The 2,582-nt window shown below is 67.5% G+C and carries 1 protein-coding gene and 2 pseudogenes; 2 read left to right on the top strand and 1 reads right to left on the bottom strand.

The window, feature by feature from the left end:
• Positions 1–104 precede the first annotated feature (104 nt).
• Positions 105–686, bottom strand: a pseudogene (locus HUK84_RS14755) (nucleoside 2-deoxyribosyltransferase); the annotation flags it as partial.
• A 132-nt stretch (positions 687–818) separates the two neighbouring features.
• On the opposite strand from HUK84_RS14755, the gene guaB reads away from it, so the two are divergent.
• Both guaB and HUK84_RS14745 read left to right on the top strand, forming a co-directional pair.
• Entirely contained in the window at positions 819–2,321 is a 1,503-nt protein-coding gene (gene guaB, locus HUK84_RS14750) for an IMP dehydrogenase (protein WP_176640960.1), read from the top strand.
• A gap of 46 nt (positions 2,322–2,367) precedes the next feature.
• Positions 2,368–2,582: pseudogene (locus tag HUK84_RS14745) on the top strand (RsmB/NOP family class I SAM-dependent RNA methyltransferase); the annotation flags it as partial.

Genomic DNA, 2,582 nt, shown 5'->3' with positions numbered 1-2,582 from the left:
GCGCAATTGCCGGGATTGGGGCCGGGGTCGCTTTTGCCGTTGATCGCGTAGAGCCAGCCATCGGCCAGCGCCACATCATTGGGATACCAGCCGGTGGGCAGCAGGGCCAGGTCCTCGGCGGCGATGCGGAACGCTTCGTAAAAATCGTCATGGACGGCGACGAACCCGCCGGACATGCGGATAAATCCCTCGATCATGCCGTTCTGCACCATGCCGTCCGAATGGGCCAGGATGCCGTCGGCATCCTCGATCGCGCCGGATTCCACGGGCGCGTCATGCGTCACCCGCTGGCGCAGCGCATCTCCCCAGGCCGTCAGGCGATAGGACGCGACCTTCTCGGGATAGAGCCGGCCATCGACCGTATAGCCGGCCAGCTTCTTGCCCTGCGCCATCATATAGCCGATCTCGACCGCCGTGCCGGGGTCCATGTCTGCCGCGCGGCGAAACGGATCGACGCAGAAGATGCCGCCCGCGCAGCGATCCATCAGGGCGCGGTCCGCCGCCACGATCTTCAGCGTGGTCTCCAGCCCCGGCGGCAGGGTCTCGATGCCCGCCTGACCGTCGAAGGGGGCCAGCCCTTCCAGTCCCACCGCCCTGCACAGCGCCCGCAGCCGGTCGAAGATCGCGATCGCGCCGGGGCGAAAGACCAGGTCCCCGGCCAGATAGACATATGTGTTTCTGCTCATTCCTCATTCGTCTCCGGCATGGTCGTGCGTCTTTTTCTTGCCACGGTCCGATTCGCATCTTATGTGGAAGCGCCAACGGTCGGGTACCCGCGGCTCTGGGACCCCTGCATGAATCGAGGAGGTTCCAGCACGATGTCTTCGCACAATAATCCGGCTTTTTCCGCCCGTGTCGATGACCGCATCCGCGAGGCCCTGGCCTTCGACGACGTGCTGGTCGTTCCGGCGCAGTCCAGTGTCCTGCCGGGCCAGACCACGACCCGCACCCGGCTGACCCGCCGCATCGGCCTGAACATCCCGCTGATCTCGGCCGCGATGGACACCGTGACCGAGGATTCGATGGCCATCGCCATGGCGCAGCAGGGCGGCATGGGCGTGATCCACAAGAATCTGGGCATCGAGGAGCAGGCCGAGCACGTCCGGCGCGTCAAGCGCTTCGAATCCGGCATGGTCGTCAACCCGGTCACCGTCTGTCCCGACCAGACGCTGGCCGACGTCAACGCCATCATGTCCCGCCACGGCATCAGCGGCCTTCCGGTGATCGAGCGCGAGACGAAGAAGCTGGTCGGCATGCTGACCAACCGCGACGTCCGCTTCGCCACCGACCCCGACCAGCAGGTGCGGGACCTGATGACCCGGGAGAACCTGGTCACCGTCCGGTCCGATGTCGGGCGCGACCAGGCGCGGCAATTGCTGCACCGCCACCGCATCGAAAAGCTGCTGGTCGTCGATGACGAGGGCCGCTGCATCGGCCTGATCACGGTAAAGGACATGGAAAAGGCCGTCCTGCATCCGCTGGCCAACAAGGACGATCTGGGTCGCCTTCGCTGTGCCGCCGCCACCGGCGTGGGCCAGGACGGGCTCGACCGGGCCCGAGCGCTGATCGATGCGGGGGTGGATGTCATCGTCGTCGATACCGCCCACGGCCATTCCGCCGGGGTGATGGACGCCGTGTCGCGGGTCAAGGCGATGGATGACAATATTCAGGTGGTCGCCGGCAACGTGGCCACGCCCGAGGCTGCGGTCGCCCTGATCGAAGCCGGGGCCGATTGCGTCAAGATCGGCATCGGCCCGGGTTCGATCTGCACCACCCGCGTCGTGGCCGGCGTCGGCGTGCCGCAATTCACCGCCGTCCTGGAAACCTCGGCCGCTTGCCATGAACGCGACGTGCCGTGCATCGCCGACGGCGGCATCCGAACCTCGGGCGACATCGTCAAGGCGATCGGGGCAGGGGCCGACGTAGTCATGATCGGCTCGCTCCTGGCCGGCACCGAGGAAGCGCCGGGCGAGGTCTTCCTCTACGAAGGGCGGTCGTACAAATCCTATCGGGGCATGGGCAGCCTGGGGGCCATGGCCCGGGGCTCGGCCGACCGGTATTTTCAGCAGGAAATCAGGGAAACCCACAAGATGGTCCCCGAAGGGATCGAGGGCCGCGTCGCGTACAAGGGCGGCATGGACGCCGTCGTCCATCAGTTGGTCGGCGGCCTGCGCGCGGGCATGGGCTATACCGGCTCGGCGACGGTCGCCGACCTGCAGATCCGCGCGCGCTTCCGCCGCATCACCGGCGCCGGCCTGCGCGAAAGCCATGTCCACGACGTGGCGATCACGCGTGAGGCACCGAACTACCGCCGCGACTGATCCCGGCCCCACGCTCGATCGAGACGCCCAGACTGACAGGACGCCCATGACTCCCAGCGCGCGGCTCGCCGCCGCCATCGATCTGCTGACGGCGATCGAGGATACGCCTCGCCGCCCGGCGGACGCTGTCGCCAATGCCTTCTTCCGTGAACGACGCTATATCGGTGGCGGAGACCGCCGGGCGATCTCCGCCCGGGTCTGGGCCGTGCTGCGCCATTGGCGCCGGCTCGCCTGGTGGATCGGACGCGGCGGCGCCGCCCC

This window comes from Nguyenibacter vanlangensis (assembly GCF_013376155.1).
GTDB lineage: Bacteria > Pseudomonadota > Alphaproteobacteria > Acetobacterales > Acetobacteraceae > Gluconacetobacter > Gluconacetobacter vanlangensis.
This window is presented reverse-complemented; position numbering and strand designations above follow the sequence as displayed.